This is a genomic window from Psychrobacillus sp. PGGUH221, from assembly GCF_042055255.1.
GTDB lineage: Bacteria > Bacillota > Bacilli > Bacillales_A > Planococcaceae > Psychrobacillus.
The window spans coordinates 156,609-176,953 of sequence record NZ_JAQMHQ010000009.1; the positions used below are offsets into that span (position 1 = coordinate 156,609).

The window sequence follows — 20,345 nt, forward strand, 5'->3', positions numbered from 1 at the left end:
TTGATTGCTTTATTTCCATATTTAACTATAATTGATGTATAAACTACTAAGGAGTGGAAAATACGATGAAAATAATAAAAGATAAATCCTTCCTCGTTTCATTTGAAACTGCAGTTCTACAGCCAGTCCGAATAAACAACAAAGTTTATACAAAAGTTACTAATATTTCAGGGGAAACTATGTTAGTAGGCAAAAAGCCTTACGATATAGTAAGGCAATCATGTGCCTACTATGGCTCTTCATTTCAACAAGCAAAAAACCTTTCCAGAGAAACACTCGGAAATTACCTTAAACTTCCTATAATTATCGCACATGACTATGGAAATCCATGTATATTAATACCTTTACTTTCACCAAAATCAGATTTAAATGTTTGGTTTTCACTTAAAGCGATTGATGGTTTCCATGCAAGTAAAGGGGTGTGTAAGGTTTTATTAACAAATGGGCAAACAATTACTGTTGAAACGTCGGCAAATACTTTAAGCAAACAATTCGGTTTCGCCAATTTGCTAAATACACATTTTTTAAAAAGAATGAGTCACCTCTCATATGAGGGATTTTTATCGACCAGAAACCAATCTTCTTCTAATAAATTTTAAAGTTCAACAAGATTTTTCTACAAGCTCAAAATAAATAGAAATGAGTTCTTCTACTCTATTTCGAAGGCGAACGTTTAAGTACCTACGATGTTCTTCATAACCACCATGAAAAAATACATACTCCGTGAACATATCATCACCTTCACCACGAAGAACTTTCATACTATGTCGTTTCATATAAATATGTGTCTCTTTTAATTCTTTTTGGGCTTGCTTTACGGCTTTCTCCACCATAGATATATAAGGTCGTTTTAGCTTAAAAGGGCCTTTTTCAAAAATGGTTCGATCCTTTTCCAAAATGGTTAAAACCATCGGAAGATAGATCATGTTTTCTAAGTATGGCAACGATTCATCCGGTATTAGTGGCATATCATATCCTCCTTCTTATAAGAACATTTGTTCTTATATTATTGTACAACTTTTAATATAAAATGCAATAATCTACAAAAAATATTTTTTCCAATTTAATGAATAAAATACATTTGCTAAAAAAAAACTACCATTCTCTAGGAATGGTAGTTAATTTAATATTTCAGCAGCCCAACGACGAGCTTCTATATAGATGTCATTCAAAGTATCGTGATCGATATTTAGAATCGTTGCACCCTCTAACATATCATCCCATCGAACCTCATCACAGGCAATTGCCACCTCTAAATATGGAGTCATTTCAGTGAGGTTACCTGAAAGTGTTGCCGCTACTTCATCAGAAAGCGGTAAATCCTGAAGTAATTGGTTCATCGATTGATGAAGTAAAGTATCGATTAAAGAGAACATGCCAACTAAAAAATACTCTGACGCATTTTGTTTGACTTTAGTTTTTGCAAGTAACTCACAAAACTTCGCACGGAATAAGGAAGCCTCGATTAAAGCCATTCCGTCACCCGAATGATTCGCTTTAGATTCATGAAGTAAAAGAACATATAACCAATGATTTAATTCCTCCAAGCCAAGCATAACTACACCTTGCTTTATCGAACGAATCTTAGATTTTAATCGTACTGCAGGGGAATTGATCAACTTCAATACTTTAAACGAAAGTGAGACATCTCGTTCAATTTCTTCTGCTACCTCTTCAATAGAAGAAGATTTGTCACGTAGAAGACTAATAATCCGAAAGTACTGTACCAAATTGGCTGGAATTTCCGTACCTTTAATAATTTCAGGCTTAGCAAAGAAATAACCTTGAAATAGCCCATAACCAGCAGCTTTTGCTTCATAAAACTGTTCGCGGGTCTCAACTTTTTCAGCAAGCAGTACAATATGTGGATAATTCTTTTTTACAATTCGTTCGATTGCTTGTCTTTCCACCACGGTGCTTGAAAGAAAATCAACTTTAATGAAATTAACGAGTGAAAATAACTCATCATATACCGTTATATTTTTTTGGAGAACAAAATCATCTAATGCAATTAAAAAGCCCAAAGACTTAATCTCTTTAATTTTTTGAAGTAAAGCAGAGGTTATTGGTATATCCTCTAGAATTTCTACTACTATTCTATTCTCTGGAAATTTTGCGAACATATCCTTTACTAGTAGGTTTTCAGTGAAATTAATAAAACATAGTTTTTCTCCAGCTAGTTCATTAATACCAATCGTCAAAAAGGAGTGAACTAGTACTTCTAAAGTAGCTGTTTCTCCATCTATTAGTGGAAAGGAATTATCATGACCATTACGATACAACAATTCATATGCGAAAATATGTTCATTTTTATTAAAAATCGGTTGTCTTGCAACAAAAATGTCCATGTAAATTCCTCAAATCTTTCGAATTTCAATAACATAATTGTATCAAATCAAAAAAGGAAAATCGACCTATATTTGAAACTATCTCCTAAAGATGACAGACCAATAGTAAAATGATATGTTTTGTATGGGAGAAAAAATTATTTTAAGGGGAGAAAAAAATGGAATCTATTCATTATGAAGAACATGGAAATATAGCTTATGTGACACTTAATAGACCAGATGCTCTGAATGCATTTAATTACGATATGCTTCAAGAGCTTGGAGAAATCACTGAAACTATTCGTATAAATCCAGATGTGCGTGTAGTGATTTTTACAGGTGCTGGGGAGAAATCTTTTAGTGTTGGGGCGGATTTAAAAGAACGAAAAACATTGACTGACCAACAAGTAAAACGAAATATATTAAAAATTGGAGAAGTTTTTTCAGCAATTGAAAATCTTCCACAACCTACCATCGCAATGCTAAACGGCTATGCTTTTGGGGGTGGAACAGAGCTTGCTCTTGCATGTGATTTCCGGATAGCAGCGAATGACATTCAACTAGGATTAACGGAAACAAGCTTAGCCATTATTCCTGGCGCAGGTGGTACACAACGTCTACCACGTCTTATTGGAGAAGCGAAAGCATTGGAACTTATCCTTACAGCAAAAAGATTAAGAGCAGAAGAAGCATTAGCATACGGCTTAGTAACTAAAGTTACTTCACGTGAAACATTAATCGCAGAAGCCGAAAGCTTCGCAACACTAATGCTCGTAAATGGCCCAATTGCGCTACAACAAGCCAAATTTGCTATCAAACACGGCATGAATGTCGATTTACATACTGGATTAAGTATCGAACGCAAAGCTTACGAAATTACCATTCCAACAGAAGATAGAATAGAAGCATTAAACGCATTCAGTGAAAAACGAAAACCTATTTTTAAAGGAAAGTAATACAGTTGAGAGAAATGCCAATCATCTTGGTTTTTCTCTCCTTTTTATGTGGCAATTCCAAACCATATAAAAATGTATAGCTCGGTTTCACTTGATATAGGAGGAGAGAAAAATTTATAAGAGACAATATTTCGTAATTTTTTATATTTTGTTACTTGTTTGTTCCCTCATACTTTTTCAAGCAAAGCTTGCCGAACCAGTCGTGAAAGATCACGGACGTCTATTACCTGTCAAAATGAAGGCAATAAAATCAAGTGATAGGGAAGAAAATATTGTTAATATTATAGAAGAAGCAAATGAAAAAGATATTCCAATATCCATAGCAGGAATGCAACATAGTCAAGGCGGGCAAACGCTTTATCCCGATGGTATCCTACTCGATATGAAAAGCTATAATAAAATTCTTGACTTAGATACAAAGAATAAACTCATCACTGTACAAAGCGGGGTAACATGGGCGGATATCCAATCCTATATTAACCCTTATGGGCTTGCATTAAAGGTAAGCCAATCTCAAAATATTTTCACTGTCGGCGGTTCATTAAGTGTAAATGTCCACGGTCGTGACATTCAATATACTTCTTTAATTGAAACAGTAGAATCGTTTAGATTACTCACTTCACAAGGAAAAATCATACAAGTAAGTCGAGAAGAAAATACAGAACTGTTCCAGTTAGTGAATGGTGGATATGGATTATTCGGTGTAATTCTAGATGTAACTTTGCAATTGACGGATGATAAACTCTATAAAGTTCAATCAAAATCACTAACCTATGATGAATACAGTACTTATTTTACAACCCATGTTAAAGGTGATTCAGTAAAAATGCATTTGGCGAGAATTTCAGTTGCACCTGATAGCTTTTTATCAGAAATGTATGTAACTAATTATTACTTAGCCGAAGACCAATCACTATTAAGCAATCATACTACCTTAAAACGCGAGAGAATCATTGCGATTCCAAAGTTACTTCTTGGTCTCTCTCGGATAAATACGCATGGAAAAAATATGTTTTGGAAGACTCAAAAAGAATATAATAATCGAATTGATGGTTCCTATATTTCAAGAAATAATGTCATGCGTTCGGAATCGACTTTTATGGAATATGACAGTGCTAGTAAAACGGAATTACTACAAGAATATTTTGTACCGTTAGATGAATTCACTTCCTATATTGATGACTTAAGAGAAATGCTTCAAAAGGAAAAGAATATCAACTTACTGAATATCACTATACGATATGTGAAGCAAAATGATGAGGCAATCATGTCTTATGCAAAAGAAGATATGTTTGCACTTGTATTACTTATCAATCAAGAGACGAACGAAGAAAGTATCGAAGAAGTGGATAAGGTCATACAGAAAATGATTGATATTACATTAGAACACGACGGAACCTATTATCTTCCATACTATAACTTCCCTACAAAATCACAATTAGAAATAGCCTACCCGAGAGCGAAAGAATTTTTTGAACTGAAAGAAAAATATGATCCTGAAAAACGATTTCTGAATCTTTTCTATGAGGAGTATTATAAATGAAATACAGAAGATTTATAATCTATCAAGGCGTAATAGGTATGTCTGCAAGTATGATATTTCCATTTTACGTGCTGCTATTAAAAAATGTTGGAAAAAGTTATTCACAGTTTGGTTGGGCATACGGGTTATTTGCTCTTACGGCTGCATTGAGCTATTCAGTTATCGGTAAATTTGCAGACAGGACAGGAGACCAATCTCTCTTAGTCATTTATTCATGGGGAATGGCACTCCTATTACTCATTATTCCGCTTGCTTATGAAATTTGGCATGTATATATACTTCAAATTGTAATGGGTTTATTAGGTGCTATACAGAAAAACAGTGAAAAAACAGTACTAGCACGTACGGTTAAGAAGGAGACTGCTGGTAAGGAAATTGGTCTCTACCACATTTGGACTTCGGTTGGTGCAGCTTTTGCGGTTATTGTGACAGGATATTTAGTTGACTTTCTTACTATTGGAAGTATTTTTTACCTCGCATCTATAGTATTTGCGTGGAGTGGGTTTTATATAATGAAAATAGATAATCTAAAAATAAAAGAAGGATGAAAAAATACTTTCATCCTTTCTTAGCTATTAACGTATATAATCCAGGCATTTTGTTTTCTATTCCTTCTGGTGAACCAGATGGAAATACCCAACTAACTCCAGGTTCTTCCTCTAGATAGCTGATGTTAAGACCTGCTTTCGAAATAGAAGTGACAATTTCCCCTAAAGTCCATCTTCGAATATTAACTTTTTTTAAAGAAGTACGTTCTTCTTCAGTAAGTAAAATACTATAGGCTACATCTTCTTCCACTACTTCCTTACTAAAATAATCGCCACTTGCAAGTATCTCTCCTTCTTCTACATGCACTAGTTTAGAAACGAAAGGATGATAATCCCTTAAAATAAATTGTCCACCTTGCTTAAGTGAATCGAAAACCACTTTAAATAATGGGGATAAATCCACAAAGTAATGAAGTACCCCTAATTCTAACAGAACAAAGTCAAACTCATTTAGTTCCGCCTCATCGGGAACTTCTAGAATATCCGAAACTATGTACTTTATCTTTACTTTTGCCTCTTCTGCTAATTCTATCGCATATTTCTTATTATCTTCGGAAATATCTACTACTAAAACCTCGGCTCCTAACAACGCAAAAGAAACTGCTTTATTTCCTTTTGATCCTAAAAAATTGGCAATCCTTTTACCTTTTACATTCCCCATGAAATTTAAATAGTGGGAAACAGCACTAGTTGGATTTCCCCTTAGCCTCTTTGCAAATTCTTTAGGTGATCCGTGGCGATTCGTCCATGCTTGATAAGCAGATTGGTTCCACCCCTCTTGATTTTTGTGACTAACTATTTTTTGCTCCATCCATTCGCCTCCAAGATTCTATTTTTTAAAAAAGATCAAGTTTCTCTAATCACTACTTCTCCTTCATCATTCTTTTCATTATCCCAAGTCACCTGAATTTCAAATGTCCCTTCTTTAAAAAACAGAGGAATCCTTCTGCGAATCGATTTCTGTATTGGAAGCGAATCCATTTCTTTGATAGGTACCCAAATCGGTATTCCTTCAGGCGATTCATTTAATAAATCTCCTTTAAATTCTTTCGTTAAGTAATTAAAAATAATATATCGATCGTTTTTTTCTGGATTTACATATTCATAAATACCTTTAAAAATAAGATTGCTAACTTCTAAGCCGGTTTCCTCTTTTACCTCTCTAATTGCTGATTCCACAAAACTCTCTGGAAAATCTACTTTACCACCAGGAGGAATAAAACCTTTAAAATAATCATGCTGTCTATCTAGAAGGAGCACTTTATCGTTATCTTGTATCATACAAACAGTCCAAAATTTATAGTTAATAGTTTGATTCATTTTTACCCCCATTAATCCCTTTTGCTCTTCATCTTTTTATTATCGAACTCCTTCAAATTCGTAAAATGCAAGTGACTTATTATCATTTGAATCAATTCTTAAGCTTTCAAATAAAAATGGCATTAGTTCTTTTGCAGTTGCATAATCTACCCATCTTGCTTCAACAATGTCATTATCCGGGTCGTTGATATTTATTTGACCATCGATAATTTTTGCATTAAAAGTAATGATCAACGCGTGATGACCTCTATCCGAAAACAACACTTCTCGGATGGAATTTAAACCAGTAATTTTTATCTTATAACCCGTTTCCTCCCTTACCTCACGGATAACCGCTTTCTCGAGTGTTTCATTTTCTTCTACTGCCCCTCCTGGAAGCCCCCAATAAAACGAGTCACCTTTCCTATTCTTCACTAATAATATGTACCCATTCTCATCATGGATTAAGGCTGAAGCTACATCTACACGTTTCAAAATTATCCCTCCAACTTTCATATCTATTCTTCAATACTAGCGAAAAGTCCTTTATCTTATGATAAGCTTTATGGGAGGTGAATGAAATGAAGAGTAAACCAATTTATGTTGAAATACCTATTAATTCAGAGATGGAAAAGTTATGGAATGCTACACAGAAACCTGAGCTACACGAGCAATGGGATTTGCGATTTACCTCTATCACCTATTTACCAAAAGAAGAAAGTGAGCCTCAACATTTCAACTATAAAACAAATATTGGATTTGGTTTGTACATTGCTGGATGGGGAAAAAGTGTTGGCACTTTTCATGCAAGAGATGAATCACGTACATCCTCCTTACACTTTGGAACGGATCAAGCAATTTCTATTATTCGAGAGGGAAAAGGTTACTGGAAGTATGCTCCGGAACAAGATTCTATTCGATTTCTTACACAATACGATTATAAAACGAATTTTGGCATCTTCGGCCGCTATTTTGATTTTCTAATTTTCCGGCCCCTAATCGGATGGGCAACTGCACTGAGTTTCGATGTATTAAAAAGATGGCTTGAAAAAGGAGAGTCTCCATCCTCACAATACAAACATTTTTTTAGCCATTGGATGATTACATTTTTGTTCTCCTTTATATGGCTATATCAAGGTTTAGTACCAAAGCTAATATACATGCACCCGGATGAAATCTTGATGACAAGTAGCCTACTTTCTTTTACAACAATCTCTGCCTCTTTTATCGTCTCATCAGTGGGGTTATTGGAAGTTGTTTTCGGTCTTACTTGGTTACTCTACAAAAATAAAAGAAAATTACTAGGGTTACAGTTAATCTTATTTCCTCTGTTAACGTTCTCAGCAATTCTCGCAAATCCAACTAATTTAAGTCATCCATTCAACCCGTTAACTTTTAACATGTCATTATTTATTCTTTCCTTAGTTGGATTTTTCATAAGCAAAGATATACCGTCAGCTAAAAGTTGCAAACGAGTTAGATAAGGAGCATTTGAATGACTATCTATAAACACATACTTGGCGATCAATTTAATAAACTTCATCCAATGCTTCAAAAACGATATAAGCTACCTGTTGGTAAAAAGTTTAAAGCAACTGGTGTTATGAAAAAAATCAGCCGTGGACCAAAATGGATGTACCCATTTTTCTTATTAGCGACAAGATGGAAGTTTTTATTCCCCGAACATGGATCGGATATTCCTTTTACTATTGTAAATACAAGTTTAATCGGACCGAACAAAGAGAATCAGGTACACTGGGAGAGAATTTTTTATTTCAAAAATAAAAAAAGATATTTTAATGCGCTTATGAGCCTAGATCCTGCCAGTAATAGCGTAAAAGATTACTTAGGAGAACCAAGCATATTTTACTCCGATCTGGTTTTCTTTGTTACTGAAGAGGGACGGATGCTTATTGAATCACGAGAACAGCGAATTGTTATAGGGAATATAGAAGTACCACTGCCAAGAATTTTTCAAGGTGTGGTCCATGTAACTGAATATTATATAGAAGAAAAAGACGTTTATTCTATACATGTCATTATAAAAAACCCGTTAATCGGCACTTTATTTGAATATGAAGGAGAATTTCAAACAAATGACTTTTAAGCGAATTGCTCTTTTACATACCATTGGATTTTTAGTAGTAGTCATTTTCAATGTAACTCCTTGGTATTTTTTAATGTTAACCGTTGCACAACTAATATTTGTACCAATCATTCTACAATTAATATTGAAAAAAGAAAATAGACTGTATTATTATTTTGCAATACCAGCCTTTGCATCTATTTTCATCCTACAAACAACGACTACTACTGAATGGGACATACTTCTTGCAGGTATCTATTTATTATTTTCTTTAGTCGTTGCTATATATGGGCTCCACCGATTTATTCAACGTGGATTTGACCATTTAGAAGAATTTTCAATCGATGCAGGAATGATGTATTTATTCATTGGTGGAATGTGGTTTTTTGCTTCTGTCGCAGAAATTGATACGGGATTCTCTCCTATTTTAACGTGGCTGACAGCAATTCACTTTCACTATTCTTCCTTCTTGCTACCTATTTTCGTAGGTTTTCTTGGTCGTTTATCTAAAAGAAAAACTTACAATATTATTTGTAGCGTTATTTTAATTTCTCCGATTGTCGTTGCACTTGGAATCACTTTCTCCCCTTGGTTAGAACTAGCTTCAGTACTCCTATATATTTTTGGAATATATGGGCTTATAGTTTTAGTCATTAAATCAGATTTTCCTAATAAACTGCAAAAAACATTGGTGCTAACATCATTCGGAGCATTAGGGATTACAATTATTTTTTCCTTGTTATATGCTGTTGGTAATGTATTTGGAGTTTTTGCTCTAACTATCGATTTTATGTTGAAGTTTCATGGATTTTTCAATTCTATTTTGTTCGCATTATGTGGGGTTGTTGGCTGGTCAATACTTACCCCAAAAACCAAAGAGATTAAGTCGAAATTCCCTATCAGTAGTATTCGGGGGAAATATGTAATTGGAGAACAGATTTTATATAAGCATTTAGGTAAGGAGCCCTATAAAGGTCTTGTGGATGATATGGGAATATACTTAGAAAAGAGTTTTCTATCCGCAACAATAATCGATTTCTATGAAAATACAAACCAATTTCGACTATATTCAGAAGTAAACTGGCACACTTGGTTTAAGCCCTTTGCCGCTATATATAGATTTTTTAGTAGAAACGTTCAACAGCTAAATCTTCCATATACTAATACACAAATGGAAATGACTGGCGAAATTATAGCTGTAGAAGATGGTAGGAAAAATACGAGAGCATGGCTTCGAAAAATAGGTAAAGAAGTAATCTTTGTCGCACTCTACTCTTCTCATCAACGTAATGATAAATATTATATGAATATTGCCCTTCCTCTTCCTTGGTCATCGATGATTGGAATACTAGAATTGAACCAAAATGGAGAAAAACTAGTATTAACGAGTAAAGGAGCAAACGATTCAGATGCAGGAATATACTTAGCGTTTCGCCAAAACGTTTTTAGACTTCCTTTACAAGAGCAATTTATAATAGAAGAAATAAAAGATCATCAGCTAACCGCTAAACATCACATGCGAATTTGTTCCATACCTTTTTTAACAATACAATATAATATAAACAAAAGGAGCCCATCTTAAAAAGAATGGGCTCTAATTCTATTACTTTTTAAAATGATAAGGAACAGTAGTAATTATAACATCTTTGCGATATAGCAAAATTGATCTAATCAGCAAACTGGACTGGTTATGAAGTATATTATGCCAGCCCTTTTTTGGTATAAATTGCGGAATTAAAACTGTCACTCACTCGATAATTGTCCATTAATGCGGAGTACTGACATGGCGAAAAAAAAACTGACGAGCCAATATAGGCCGTCAGTTTTTTAGCAGACAAAATAATGATGAAATGCCTATAACGAAACAAGCTAAACTTGTTTGTTGTTACTGTTATTGTTATCCGAATTATTCTTATTGTATTCTCGAATATCTGTAAAGTCTGCCTCATCACTAAATTCAGTCTCGTACTTTAAATTATTATAGCCTGAAGTCCTACTTCTTTCTGCTCCTACTTCTTTGTGTGCTTCAAATAAAAGCGGGATACAAATTAGTCCACTTATACCTACAAGAACATAAATTACTCGAGACATGGCTTCCGTTTGTCCACCAAAAATGGAAGCAACTAAATCGTATTCAAAAAATCCGATCAATCCCCAGTTAATTGCACCAATTATTACGAGCACTAAAGCAATTCGATGAATTGTTTTCACAGATTCACACCTCCTCAAAATTTAAATGAATGTTAGCCACGATAAATGATCGTTTATAGCTAAGATTCTTTCTTATCTTTCACTATTAACAAGCATTAATACAAAACAATATAAATTTGTTTAAAAAAAAGAAAAAAAACGATTTCCAACATGTTAGAAATCGATTTAATGTTTCTTTTTATTTATCTATCTTATAAAGATGAACACCGCCAAATCCACCAATCAATTAATTACTACATCCCCATTTACAATGTGAATCATGCACATTCGCCTTTCTTAGCTTTTTTAGAGTCTAATTATGTCTCTCTCTTCATGTTAATTCTTCAATTGTTGTTCATTCCCCTTTTATTCATTGAATGAGTAGCAATGTTGAAATATAATTTGTATGAAGAAGATTTAACGGGAGAAATTAAATTAAAGGAGGAGCTAAACCAATGCAATATCGTCTTGTGGAGAGAGAGGCTTTCCAAGTTATTGGAGTTAATAGAGAATTTCCGTACGATGTAGAAAACGGTGGAATAGAAGCGTTTCAAACATTTTGGAATGAGATTCAACAGGATGGAACGCTAAATCAATTATTAGATTTAAAAAGTGGAGACATAAATGGGTTATTAGGCATCTGGGCTGAGGTAAGTAGAGAGAAAAATAGGATGAATTATTATGTTGCAGCAGAATATGATGGTACTAATTCAACTGACTTTCAGCGGATTGACTTCCCTGCCTCAAAATGGGTTGTTTTTGAAGTTCAAGGACCTTTTCCATCTGCAATCGCAAATACATGGGAACGAATATTTTCGGAATGGTTTCCATCCAATCCATATGAACTGTCTTCCATAAAACCATTTGAAGTTTATTTGGATACAAATATCTATAAAACAGAAACATACAATGAAATTTGGGTTCCAGTTAAATAAGAAAGAACAAAAGCGTCTATAAATGATACTGTAGTCAAACTCGAATTTATTTTTATATAGGATCGATCAAGTTTTTCAAAGCTAATCGCTCCCTTTCCGCGGGCGACAGACGTAGCCGCTTGGGCCAATAATGTCTTCCGATAAATAAGAAAATCGTTGAAACGGCTCCCTTTCCTCGGGCGTTGCCTTAGCCTCCTCGCTGCGCTGCGGGGTCTTCGGCTAACGCTATTCCCGCAGGAGTGTCGCCTTTTTCAACGATTTTTTAATACTAATTGAAAAAACTTAAGTGATAAAAAGTTGCTCTATTAATGGCATGACCTTTTTTTGATTAATAAGTGGATAATAGTTGATTGGAGTGGAAGGCGGCGACTCCAGCCGGAATAGCAAATGTTTTCTGCATCGAAAGCGAAGCGGCAGATGCATGAGCTGAAGACCCTGGACTGAGCGTAGTGAGGGAAGCGGCTGAAGCCATGCCGGCGGAATGCGTCCGCCTGGAACGGAATTGCCCTCGCTACTCTCCTGTTGGGTATCGTCTGTCTCGCTTTTCCCACAGGAGTCGAGCGAACGCTTCTCCAAAACAATAAAATGCTACATAATTATTCTCTAAATTATCAAAGAATAATCTTGAGATAATAGAAAACGATGCCAAAAATCTGTTTTTGCTTATTTTAAGTCAATTCTTCCACTTTCTTTTTTAGAAAGCTAAATTTTGTTTCAGATATGATAATAGCTAGAAGAATGAGAATAGCTCCAATAATCATTTTTAGGGTCATTACTTCACTTAAAATAATTACTGAAAATACCATGCCCCAAAAAGACTCTGTAGATAGTATTATGGCAGCCTTTGTTTCTGATATGTATTTCTGTGCAACTGTTTGCATTAAGTAAGCGATTGTTGTAGAAAAAACACCAAGGTATAGAAGATTCATAACTCCTTCAGTTTCCAAAGAAAATGAAATTTCTCCTCTAAAGATTACAACAATCCATCCAATGAGAGCAGCTACCATCATTTGTACAATCGTGATAACAACTGGATCTTCTGTTTTTACAAATCGAGCAGTATAAAAGATATGAAATGCAAATCCGACTGCACAGCATAAAGTGAGCAAATCTCCTATGTTAATCTCCGTTGATATTTTAAGAGACAGTACCGCCACCCCAATTACGGCCATAACTGCGCCAATCATTTCAAACATATCGATTTTTCTCTTATAAAAGAGAAATCCTATGAAGGGTACAAACACAACATTTACTGCAGTTAAAAATGCATTTTTAGATGGAGTTGTATATTGAAGTCCTACCGTTTGAAGAGCAAATGCCAGGTACAGAAATACCCCCAATATTGCTCCTTTAATTAGTGAGCTTTTATTTAGTTTCTTTAACTTTTTGTGAAAGAGAATAGTTAATAAAATAGCACCAATCATAAACCTTCCTGCTAAAATTTGATAAGGTGTGTAATATTCTAATGAAACAGCACTCGCAACAAATCCACTTCCCCAAATAATTGCTGTAATCACTAGCAATATTTCACCTAAATACCTTTGCATATAAATTCGCCTACCTTTTTTGTCAATATTGATAGTATATCGTATATTTATACAAAAAAAAGCGTATCTTTCTACAAAATTTCCATTTGTAAAAAGATACGCTTTTCAATTTCTTATGAAATAATCGCATTAATAACTAAAACACCGGCAAGTCCAACTAATGAAATAATTGTAACCATGACAGACCATGTTTTAATTGTTTTACCGATTGATAAATTAAAGTATTCTTTGTATATCCAGAATCCAGCATCATTAACATGAGAGAATGTAACACTTCCTGCACCGGCAGCTAATACCATTAACTCAGGGCTTACACCAGTCATTCCTACTAAAGGTGCTGCGATACCTGCTGCTGTCATACCAGCAACTGTAGCGGAACCAACTGCTACACGTAAAATTGCTGCTATTAACCAAGTTAAAAGTAATGGAGAAAGAGTTGAATCCGCCATGATATCTGCAATGTATTGGTCGATATGACTATCAATCAGTACTTGTTTAAAAGCACCACCAGCAGCGATAATTAATAGAATCATTGCAATTCCATTCACAGCCTCACCAACAGAATTCATTACATCTTTCATTGATTTACCTCGGTTTAGACCGAAAGTAAAGAATGCAAGAATGATAGAAAGCAATAAAGCTACATTTGCATTACCAATGAAATCAAAGAAAGGCATAACTGCTGAATCTGGAGCTACAATTTCAACAATTACTTGAGAAGCGATTAAAATTACCGGCATAAGTGATGTTAAAAGACTTGTTACAAAACCAGGCATTTCATCTTCCGTAAATTCCTTTGGATTAAATAATCCCTTTGGTATGTCAACTTCTAAGAAATCTTTCTTAAACAGTTTCGTATATAGTGGTCCAGCAATAATAATTGCAGGAATAGCAATTACGATACCATACAATAAGGTTTTCCCGATATTTGCATCGAATACACTAGCAACAGCTGTTGGTCCAGGATGAGGAGGTACAAATCCATGCATCGTGATGAGGGCAGCTATTACAGGCATACCAATGTATAACACTGGAACTCCTGCTGCAGTTGCAATGGTAAATACTAAAGGAATTAATACTACTACCCCTGTTTCGAAAAACAAGGCAATCCCAACTACAGAAGCTGTTAGAACAGCTGCTAATTGAACTCTCTTTTTCCCAAAAGATTTTATAAGTGTTGTTGCAATACGTTGCGCTCCACCTGAATCTGTCATCAATTTACCAAGGATTGCTCCAAAAATGATGATCATCGTCAAACTACCAAGCGTACCACCTAATCCACCTTGAACAGATGTCATTGCATCAAGTGGCGACATTCCTTCTAAAATACCCACTACAAGAGCTACTAGAATTAACGAGATAAAAGCATTTAATTTAAAAACAATCATTAATAGAAGTAATAGGGCTACCCCTATACATATAGATACTATCGGCATTTTTAATCCTCTTTTCGTTTAGGAATTTTGTATCTGTTTTAACTAATTTCTTTATTTGCAAATACTTGAACGAATTTAGTCATGACAGATTCCATCGCTTTTTGCATATCTGCCATAACAGTGGAAAGGTGAGCAATATGTTGCGTATCAAAATAGTCTTTAAGTAATGAAACAGCAGCCATAGAAACTTCTGTATTCACGTTGACTTTGCAAATACCAAGTTGGATTGCTTCCTTAATAACTTCATTTGGAGTCCCTGAGCCACCATGTAATACTAGAGGAACTTCGACAGCCTGTTGTATTCTCTCTAAAAGGGGAAGATCGATTTTCGGCTCTCCTTTATACATACCATGTACGGTTCCAATAGCAGCAGCCAAAAAGTCAACTCCGGTTGCATCTACAAATTCTTTTGCAGCTTTAGGGTCCGTTAACGTTCCGTCTCCCTCTTCTTCATCAGAGAAATCACCTTTTGCCAACGAACCTATTTCTGCCTCTACTGATACACCTGCCATATGTGCTATTTCTACAATTTCTTTTGTGCGGCGTACATTTTCATCTATCTCATATGCTGAACCGTCAAACATGACAGAAGTAAAGCCACAGCGTATTGCACGTATAATGGATTCTTTTTCATAGGCATGATCCAGATGTAGCGCAACTGGAATAGAAGATTTTTCAGCTATTGCTCTGACAAGTGCAGAAAATCCTTCTACATCTACAGTCGAAAAATAACGTTCTCCTAGTGCAATAATAACTGGTTGATTTTCTTGTTCTGCTACATGTATTGCAGCTTGAACCGTCTCTAGGTTGTATACATTAAATGCAGCGACAGCGTATTTTCCACGCTGCGCGTCCTTTAATATTTTTTTTGTATTTACCAACATTATTAGATATCCCCTTTTTATAGATGAACACTACTTATTTGTTTAAGATATCAACTGTATCTTTTAACGTTGTAACTGCTCCTACATTACCTGGGAAAATAATGTATGCGATACCCGGGAATTTACTTTCTTCTCCAGTGATCCATACAGGAATTCCTGGTTGAATTTGCCCTGCTACAGTTGCTCTTTTTACTTCAAGACCTTTTGTTCCAATATCACTAGAAGTAATTCCACCTTTGGCAACAATGTAGTTTGGACGAACACTTAGTCTTTGCACAAAGCTTGTTACAGCATCTGATATTCTGACAGATAGTTTTAACTCTTCTTCTTTTTTGCCTTCACCAAGATCCAATCTTTCACGTCTAGTATAAATAGCAACTGTTTTACCTTCACGGATCAGACTTTCTGCCGATTCAATCACTCGGTCAATTTCTGTTTGGAACTGGTCCGGTTGTAAAACGAGATGACTATCGAATTCAATAAATTCAATGAAATCACTTGTTTTTAATTGTTCTAGTTGTTCTGTTGTTTTCTTAACGTGTGAACCTACTATGATTAAACCACCGTGATTTGTTTCTTCACGAATCAATTCTTTTCTCGTTAAAAGTGCTTTATCGCTCACTCCGCCAATTACTTTTGTAAGTGCAGCAGCGCTTCGGAACAAGAATTGCTTTCCTGCTTTCATCGCTTTCACAAGTGCAACAACAAAAATTTCTACATCCACGTAATCTACTGCATTGACGACAACTTTATTGAAATCACTCACTTGAAGCAATTGCTCTGTAATTCCATCTATATCAAGGGCACGTAGGCTATTTAATGAAATATAGGTTGCATTAACAGATTTAAACCGACCTTCTGTTTTTTCTTCCACCCATTCTCCTAGATGAGATTTGGTATAGCCGAATGTTCTGTCTTTTGCAAACTCAGTTTCTCCAGCGGGCACTAAGCTCTCTTCATACTGTACGTAATGTATATTGTCTACTGTGAAACGTCCGCCCTCTTTAAAAAACGGTAGAATCACTTCCCCATCATAGTGAATGTCTGATGATGCCTCGATTGTCGATTTTAAGACTTCCGTTTCTAGCGGGTAATGACCTCTCAGTGTAGAATCTCCTCGGCTGATTACGATAAACTCTTTGTCCACTTTCTTTGCTACTTGCACAATATTGTTAGCAATTTCTGTATGTGCTTTATCTGATTCAGCTGCAGTAAAACCTCTAGAATTAGTTAATAAGAAAAACATCGAATTTTCTTCTAGAAAACCTTTTTCAATACTTTCAACTGACCAATCGGTATATACTGAAATACCATGTACGGTTTGAACTCCTGTTGGATCATCATCTAACACAATAATTTTTTTGTTTAAATCACGAAGTCCATTTATAAGCATTTCTTTAACTGTTGATGCATTTACTTCCTTTATGTTACCTAGGACCTCTTGAGCCAATCGCTTTTGAGTGCTATCGATTGTGGTCATTTCTTAAACTCTCCCAACTTGGATATTTGCAAGTTTTTCATAATATTGAACGATTCCACCGTGATCATCCGCAGCTTTTCCATCTGCTTTTAATGCATGGAAAATTTCAAGCAACTGGCTAGATAATGGCATTGGAACATCCAAATTATGCGCAGTTTCCATAACATTCGTTATATCCTTCATGTTAATGTCTATTCTTCCACCTGCAACAAAATTGCGATCTAAGATTAATGGAACTTTAGCATCTAGTACCGAACTTCCTGCAAGACCTCCACGAATCGCTTGGTACATTTTTTCAACATCTATTCCTGCTTTTGAAGCTAAAACTAAAGCTTCTGACATAGCTGCAATATTTAAGTTAACGATTACTTGGTTAGCCAATTTAGCAGTTGTCCCACTACCATTACTTCCAACTAAAGTCACTTCTGCACCCATAGCGTGTAAAATATCTTTTACTTGTTCAAACACTTCTTCTTTACCACCGACCATAATTGCAAGCGTTCCGTCAATTGCTTTTGGTTCCCCACCACTAACAGGAGCGTCAATCATTTCTACTCCTTTTTGTTCTGCTTCAGCAGCAATTTCTTTAGATACAACAGGTGAAATAGAACTCATATCCATTATGACCGAACCTTTTTTCGCTCCACTAAGCACTCCATTTTCACCTAAAACTACTTGTTTCACATGATGTGAAGCAGGTAGCATAGTAATAATTACATCACTATTTTCTCCGATTACTTTCGCTGATTCTCCAAATGTCGCCCCAGCATTTACTAATGTCTGTACCGCTTCTTTATTTAAGTCGTTTACGATTAATTCGTATCCTTTTGCTAACAAGTTTAACGCCATAGGTTTACCCATTATTCCTAAACCAATAAAACCAACTTTTTTACCCATGTAAATTCCTCCTAATTCGATTAATATTCCCTTTATTGCTCTATCAATGCTATCAATTGTTGTAAAATGAAACCGTTTGCAAAAGAACTGCACAAAAGTTATTGTATACTATAATTTAATTTTTGTATACATTTTAATAGTACTTGTATACAAAATAGGTGATACTAATAACTAACCTTTCTTTATTAATCACTTTTTGATAAGTTTATAGTATTAGGTTGAAACAATTAGGAGTGAAAAATATGAACCAACACAATACAAATTCTCGCTCTGCCTATCAACAAGCATATGAAGTTATTCGGGACCGAATCTTAAATGGTGATTTACCAGGTGGAACAAAAGTTGTAGAAGAAAAACTTGCAGCAGAATTAGGAATTAGCCGTACGCCAATTCGAGAGTCTCTTCGTCAACTAAGCAATGAAGGCCTTATCGTCAATAAAAAAGTAGTACAACCGACCGAGAAAGACTTACGCAACTTATTTCAAGTAAGAATACTGCTCGAAGGATTCTCTGCAAAATCAGCAGCAATGTATTTACCAGAAGATGATCTACAAGCTCTTTCAAGCTGCATTAAAATTGGAAGAGAAGGAAAAACAGAAGAGATTATGGAGGCAAATGAGCTTTTTCACGAGATAATTGTAAGAGCAAGTGGTAACTCACTTATGATAGAAACAATCGATCGAATGAAATCAATTATTTATCTGTTTCGAAAAACGGTAGTTCTTTATAAAAGACCACATCTTATCGATGAACACGAGGAAATATATGAAGCTATCAAATCAAGAGATGGAGAAAAAGCTAAAAAACTGATGGAAACACACTTACAAGCTGATTTAGACTTCTGTTTGCATATAATTAAATAGTTCAAGAAACGATTAAATTACCAAAATAAAAAGTGTCTCTTTCTACACTATTTGTAGAAAAAGACACTTTTTATTTTTAAATTCAGTTGAAAATAGATTAGTAAAAAAAAACGTTCCTTTAGTATGAACGTTCTTTATTAATTGTCCAAGAATAATAGAGAAATTTTAATTTGTCATCTTGTTTTTCATGCTCTCCATTCACAAATTCCAGAAATCCATTTTTCTCTAAAACTCTTTGGGATGCTATGTTATTAGTAGTAGTCTTAGCTATAATTGTTTTGATGTTTTTTTCCTTCAAACTATCTATTAATAATTTCAATGCTTTGTTGGCAATACCTTTTCCAGTGTTTACTTGTCCCACTCGATAACCGAGATGAGCCTCTTTGAGTGATTTATCGATATCCACTAAATTTATCCTACCAAGAATAGAACCCTCTAGATTCTTTATTAAATAAAAATAAGAAACCCCTTGTTCCTGTTCTTCTAATAAATCTTTATGTCTTTCTTTAAATATCTGAGGATAATAATAATCATCGCCACGAGAAGGTACCATCTCTTCGAAAAAAGCTCTGTTTTCAAGTTCAAATTTTAATAAATCTTCAGCATCTATCTCTTTTAATAACTCAATTAATATATCCATTTATACAAAAACAACCTTTCGTTTACTACCATCCCAATAGTTACTATTTTCTTGGATAGGAATCGGAACTAATGTATCGTTCATTTAATATGTTTCCATGATGAAGTTCGTGCCCTGCGATAATGACAATAAGAGCCCGAACTGTTATTTCATGATTATTTGCTATCCCACGACGTTGTAACTCTTCATTAGATAGACTCTTAACAAGTTGGATAGTTGATTGGCGGACTACTATCAAATTTTCGATAAGATCATCGATTGACTGCTTATCAAAAAATGCATGTTGAACATATTCCATTTCACTAAAACCAGGTAGAGAGTTGGTTTCACCTCGTGCAAAGGAAAGAAGTCGATATGCCATTATTCGCTCTGTATCTGCCATATGTCCAATCACTTCTTTTATACTCCATTTCTCAGGAGCATATCGGAATAGAGCTTGTTGATCAGAAATATTTTTTAAAAAGGTACTAGTTTCTTCTATTTGTTTCTCTAAAATTTCAATAATATTCCCTTCTGAAACTAAATCCACATAAGGTGAATAATATGGTGCATACTCATTTTTTTCTATTAATTTTTTCATATGTTTTCTCCTTTAAATTATATATTTAAGAAATCGAATACTACTAATAAAAATTCTTCCATAATCTAAACATCACTCTAGGTAAGAAGGCGATTATGTTCCAAATTACTTCAAATAATATGGAATCTCTAATC

22 protein-coding genes are annotated in these 20,345 nt (G+C 34.7%); 9 read left to right on the forward strand and 13 right to left on the reverse strand.

The features are described from left to right. Positions 1-65 precede the first annotated feature (65 nt). A complete protein-coding gene (locus PGC35_RS16015) occupies positions 66-599 on the forward strand; it encodes a competence protein ComK (protein WP_375219890.1) in 534 nt (177 codons plus the stop codon). Positions 600-602: 3 nt separating this feature from the next. Here PGC35_RS16015 and PGC35_RS16020 read toward each other — a convergent pair whose 3' ends face one another. Both PGC35_RS16020 and PGC35_RS16025 read right to left on the reverse strand, forming a co-directional pair. Further along, complete coding sequence (locus PGC35_RS16020) at positions 603-968, reverse strand: YhjD family protein (RefSeq protein WP_053588402.1); 366 nt, start codon at positions 966-968, stop codon at positions 603-605. Positions 969-1,118: 150 nt separating this feature from the next. After that, positions 1,119-2,348 (reverse strand): EAL and HDOD domain-containing protein, encoded by a 1,230-nt coding sequence (locus PGC35_RS16025; RefSeq protein ID WP_375219891.1) that lies wholly within the window; start codon positions 2,346-2,348, stop codon positions 1,119-1,121. Positions 2,349-2,506: 158 nt separating this feature from the next. Between PGC35_RS16025 and PGC35_RS16030 the strand changes: the two genes are divergently transcribed. From PGC35_RS16030 to PGC35_RS16040, 3 genes are all read left to right on the forward strand, one after another. After that, positions 2,507-3,283, forward strand: coding sequence for an enoyl-CoA hydratase-related protein (locus PGC35_RS16030; RefSeq protein WP_375219892.1), 777 nt, complete (start codon positions 2,507-2,509; stop codon positions 3,281-3,283). 112 nt (positions 3,284-3,395) lie between these two features. After that, entirely contained in the window at positions 3,396-4,826 is a 1,431-nt protein-coding gene (locus PGC35_RS16035; RefSeq protein ID WP_375219970.1) for an FAD-binding protein, read from the forward strand. After that, the gene (locus PGC35_RS16040) at positions 4,823-5,374 is read left to right on the forward strand and encodes an MFS transporter (RefSeq protein ID WP_375219893.1); all 552 of its coding nucleotides are present in this window, start codon (positions 4,823-4,825) and stop codon (positions 5,372-5,374) included. Before PGC35_RS16035 ends, PGC35_RS16040 begins: the two co-directional genes overlap by 4 nt. Before the next feature lie 10 nt (positions 5,375-5,384). On the opposite strand, the gene PGC35_RS16045 is transcribed toward PGC35_RS16040, so the two are convergent. From PGC35_RS16045 to PGC35_RS16055, 3 genes are read right to left on the reverse strand one after another with little or no spacing between them, the layout of a single operon-like run. After that, a complete protein-coding gene (locus PGC35_RS16045; RefSeq protein WP_375219894.1) occupies positions 5,385-6,185 on the reverse strand; it encodes a class I SAM-dependent methyltransferase in 801 nt (266 codons plus the stop codon). A 35-nt stretch (positions 6,186-6,220) separates the two neighbouring features. Further along, on the reverse strand, positions 6,221-6,694 hold the full coding sequence (locus tag PGC35_RS16050) for an 8-oxo-dGTP diphosphatase (RefSeq protein WP_375219895.1): 474 nt from the start codon (positions 6,692-6,694) through the stop codon (positions 6,221-6,223). Between the two features lie 39 nt (positions 6,695-6,733). After that, positions 6,734-7,168 (reverse strand): NUDIX hydrolase, encoded by a 435-nt coding sequence (locus PGC35_RS16055; protein WP_375219896.1) that lies wholly within the window; start codon positions 7,166-7,168, stop codon positions 6,734-6,736. A gap of 86 nt (positions 7,169-7,254) precedes the next feature. Here PGC35_RS16055 and PGC35_RS16060 point away from each other — a divergent pair, with 86 nt between their 5' ends. The 3 genes from PGC35_RS16060 to PGC35_RS16070 are packed head-to-tail and all read left to right on the forward strand — an operon-like array spanning position 7,255 to position 10,341. Further along, complete coding sequence (locus tag PGC35_RS16060) at positions 7,255-8,157, forward strand: DoxX-like family protein (protein WP_375219897.1); 903 nt, start codon at positions 7,255-7,257, stop codon at positions 8,155-8,157. A gap of 11 nt (positions 8,158-8,168) precedes the next feature. After that, on the forward strand, positions 8,169-8,780 hold the full coding sequence (locus PGC35_RS16065; protein WP_375219898.1) for a DUF4166 domain-containing protein: 612 nt from the start codon (positions 8,169-8,171) through the stop codon (positions 8,778-8,780). Next, entirely contained in the window at positions 8,770-10,341 is a 1,572-nt protein-coding gene (locus tag PGC35_RS16070) for a YndJ family protein (RefSeq protein ID WP_375219899.1), read from the forward strand. Before PGC35_RS16065 ends, PGC35_RS16070 begins: the two co-directional genes overlap by 11 nt. 287 nt (positions 10,342-10,628) lie before the next feature. Here the strand turns inward: PGC35_RS16070 and PGC35_RS16075 are convergent, their stop codons facing one another. Further along, the gene (locus tag PGC35_RS16075; RefSeq protein ID WP_375219900.1) at positions 10,629-10,970 is read right to left on the reverse strand and encodes a DUF378 domain-containing protein; all 342 of its coding nucleotides are present in this window, start codon (positions 10,968-10,970) and stop codon (positions 10,629-10,631) included. A gap of 434 nt (positions 10,971-11,404) precedes the next feature. Between PGC35_RS16075 and PGC35_RS16080 the strand changes: the two genes are divergently transcribed. Next, positions 11,405-11,884 (forward strand): GyrI-like domain-containing protein, encoded by a 480-nt coding sequence (locus tag PGC35_RS16080; RefSeq protein ID WP_056832538.1) that lies wholly within the window; start codon positions 11,405-11,407, stop codon positions 11,882-11,884. A 668-nt stretch (positions 11,885-12,552) separates the two neighbouring features. Here the strand turns inward: PGC35_RS16080 and PGC35_RS16085 are convergent. From PGC35_RS16085 to garR, 5 genes are all read right to left on the reverse strand, one after another. Next, the gene (locus tag PGC35_RS16085; RefSeq protein ID WP_375219901.1) at positions 12,553-13,431 is read right to left on the reverse strand and encodes a DMT family transporter; all 879 of its coding nucleotides are present in this window, start codon (positions 13,429-13,431) and stop codon (positions 12,553-12,555) included. Between the two features lie 113 nt (positions 13,432-13,544). Beyond that, positions 13,545-14,867 (reverse strand): gluconate:H+ symporter, encoded by a 1,323-nt coding sequence (locus tag PGC35_RS16090; RefSeq protein WP_375219902.1) that lies wholly within the window; start codon positions 14,865-14,867, stop codon positions 13,545-13,547. 38 nt (positions 14,868-14,905) lie between these two features. Next, positions 14,906-15,751 carry a class II fructose-bisphosphate aldolase gene (locus PGC35_RS16095; RefSeq protein ID WP_375219903.1) on the reverse strand — a complete coding sequence of 282 codons (846 nt, stop codon included), beginning with the start codon at positions 15,749-15,751 and terminating at the stop codon, positions 14,906-14,908. 34 nt (positions 15,752-15,785) lie between these two features. Beyond that, positions 15,786-17,231 carry a four-carbon acid sugar kinase family protein gene (locus PGC35_RS16100; protein WP_375219904.1) on the reverse strand — a complete coding sequence of 482 codons (1,446 nt, stop codon included), beginning with the start codon at positions 17,229-17,231 and terminating at the stop codon, positions 15,786-15,788. A gap of 3 nt (positions 17,232-17,234) precedes the next feature. After that, the gene (gene garR / locus PGC35_RS16105) at positions 17,235-18,128 is read right to left on the reverse strand and encodes a 2-hydroxy-3-oxopropionate reductase (protein ID WP_053588384.1); all 894 of its coding nucleotides are present in this window, start codon (positions 18,126-18,128) and stop codon (positions 17,235-17,237) included. Positions 18,129-18,370: 242 nt separating this feature from the next. Here garR and PGC35_RS16110 point away from each other — a divergent pair, with 242 nt between their 5' ends. Next, entirely contained in the window at positions 18,371-18,991 is a 621-nt protein-coding gene (locus PGC35_RS16110; protein ID WP_275783240.1) for a GntR family transcriptional regulator, read from the forward strand. A 118-nt stretch (positions 18,992-19,109) separates the two neighbouring features. Here the strand turns inward: PGC35_RS16110 and PGC35_RS16115 are convergent, their stop codons facing one another. Further along, a complete protein-coding gene (locus PGC35_RS16115; protein WP_375219905.1) occupies positions 19,110-19,631 on the reverse strand; it encodes a GNAT family N-acetyltransferase in 522 nt (173 codons plus the stop codon). A 43-nt stretch (positions 19,632-19,674) separates the two neighbouring features. Further along, positions 19,675-20,211, reverse strand: coding sequence for a DinB family protein (locus tag PGC35_RS16120; protein WP_053588381.1), 537 nt, complete (start codon positions 20,209-20,211; stop codon positions 19,675-19,677). Positions 20,212-20,345 lie beyond the last annotated feature (134 nt).

What these genes read in the sequence shown, in the direction of transcription:
- PGC35_RS16050 (WP_375219895.1), bottom strand. Translation starts at nt 6,694, where the DNA reads ATGAATCAAACTATTAACTATAAATTTTGGACTGTTTGTATGATACAA.
- PGC35_RS16040 (WP_375219893.1), top strand. Translation starts at nt 4,823, where the DNA reads ATGAAATACAGAAGATTTATAATCTATCAAGGCGTAATAGGTATGTCT.
- PGC35_RS16030 (WP_375219892.1), top strand. Translation starts at nt 2,507, where the DNA reads ATGGAATCTATTCATTATGAAGAACATGGAAATATAGCTTATGTGACA.
- PGC35_RS16070 (WP_375219899.1), top strand. Translation starts at nt 8,770, where the DNA reads ATGACTTTTAAGCGAATTGCTCTTTTACATACCATTGGATTTTTAGTA.
- PGC35_RS16110 (WP_275783240.1), top strand. Translation starts at nt 18,371, where the DNA reads ATGAACCAACACAATACAAATTCTCGCTCTGCCTATCAACAAGCATAT.
- PGC35_RS16020 (WP_053588402.1), bottom strand. Translation starts at nt 968, where the DNA reads ATGCCACTAATACCGGATGAATCGTTGCCATACTTAGAAAACATGATC.
- PGC35_RS16045 (WP_375219894.1), bottom strand. Translation starts at nt 6,185, where the DNA reads ATGGAGCAAAAAATAGTTAGTCACAAAAATCAAGAGGGGTGGAACCAA.
- PGC35_RS16100 (WP_375219904.1), bottom strand. Translation starts at nt 17,231, where the DNA reads ATGACCACAATCGATAGCACTCAAAAGCGATTGGCTCAAGAGGTCCTA.
- PGC35_RS16025 (WP_375219891.1), bottom strand. Translation starts at nt 2,348, where the DNA reads ATGGACATTTTTGTTGCAAGACAACCGATTTTTAATAAAAATGAACAT.
- PGC35_RS16060 (WP_375219897.1), top strand. Translation starts at nt 7,255, where the DNA reads ATGAAGAGTAAACCAATTTATGTTGAAATACCTATTAATTCAGAGATG.
- PGC35_RS16090 (WP_375219902.1), bottom strand. Translation starts at nt 14,867, where the DNA reads ATGCCGATAGTATCTATATGTATAGGGGTAGCCCTATTACTTCTATTA.
- PGC35_RS16085 (WP_375219901.1), bottom strand. Translation starts at nt 13,431, where the DNA reads ATGCAAAGGTATTTAGGTGAAATATTGCTAGTGATTACAGCAATTATT.
- PGC35_RS16095 (WP_375219903.1), bottom strand. Translation starts at nt 15,751, where the DNA reads ATGTTGGTAAATACAAAAAAAATATTAAAGGACGCGCAGCGTGGAAAA.
- garR (WP_053588384.1), bottom strand. Translation starts at nt 18,128, where the DNA reads ATGGGTAAAAAAGTTGGTTTTATTGGTTTAGGAATAATGGGTAAACCT.
- PGC35_RS16115 (WP_375219905.1), bottom strand. Translation starts at nt 19,631, where the DNA reads ATGGATATATTAATTGAGTTATTAAAAGAGATAGATGCTGAAGATTTA.
- PGC35_RS16065 (WP_375219898.1), top strand. Translation starts at nt 8,169, where the DNA reads ATGACTATCTATAAACACATACTTGGCGATCAATTTAATAAACTTCAT.
- PGC35_RS16120 (WP_053588381.1), bottom strand. Translation starts at nt 20,211, where the DNA reads ATGAAAAAATTAATAGAAAAAAATGAGTATGCACCATATTATTCACCT.
- PGC35_RS16015 (WP_375219890.1), top strand. Translation starts at nt 66, where the DNA reads ATGAAAATAATAAAAGATAAATCCTTCCTCGTTTCATTTGAAACTGCA.
- PGC35_RS16080 (WP_056832538.1), top strand. Translation starts at nt 11,405, where the DNA reads ATGCAATATCGTCTTGTGGAGAGAGAGGCTTTCCAAGTTATTGGAGTT.